Source organism: Lampropedia aestuarii, assembly GCF_004803635.1.
Classification (GTDB): domain Bacteria; phylum Pseudomonadota; class Gammaproteobacteria; order Burkholderiales; family Burkholderiaceae_C; genus Lampropedia; species Lampropedia aestuarii.
In genome coordinates this window covers 1-317 of sequence record NZ_SSWX01000071.1, presented here as the reverse complement: position 1 = coordinate 317, position 317 = coordinate 1, and the positions used below count along the sequence as shown (strand labels likewise).

1 pseudogene is annotated in these 317 nt (G+C 26.8%); it reads left to right on the top strand.

What is annotated here, in order from left to right:
* Positions 1-61 precede the first annotated feature (61 nt).
* Positions 62-310 (top strand): annotated as a pseudogene (locus E8K88_RS18665) (NADH-quinone oxidoreductase subunit H); the annotation flags it as partial.
* Between the last annotated feature and the right edge of the window lie 7 nt (positions 311-317).

The following is a 317-nucleotide window of genomic DNA, read 5'->3' as shown; positions in this document are numbered from 1 at the left end:
TTATTTTTCTCCTGTATTTAGATTATTTTTATCTTTGTTAGTATGAGTTGTTTTACCTTATGATATTGGGTTAGTAAGAAAATTTGATATAAGAGTGTTGTTTTTTTTTTGTTGTTTAAGATTTGGAGTATATAGGGTAATAATTGCAGGGTGGTCTTCTAATTGTAAATATTCTTTATTAGGGAGACTACGAGCTGTAGCTCAGACTATTTCTTATGAAGTAAGGCTAGCTTTGATTCTTCTATCGTATGTTATTTTAGTAGCCGGGTTTAATTTAAATTTATTTATTGAATATCAATCTAATGTATGATTTATTT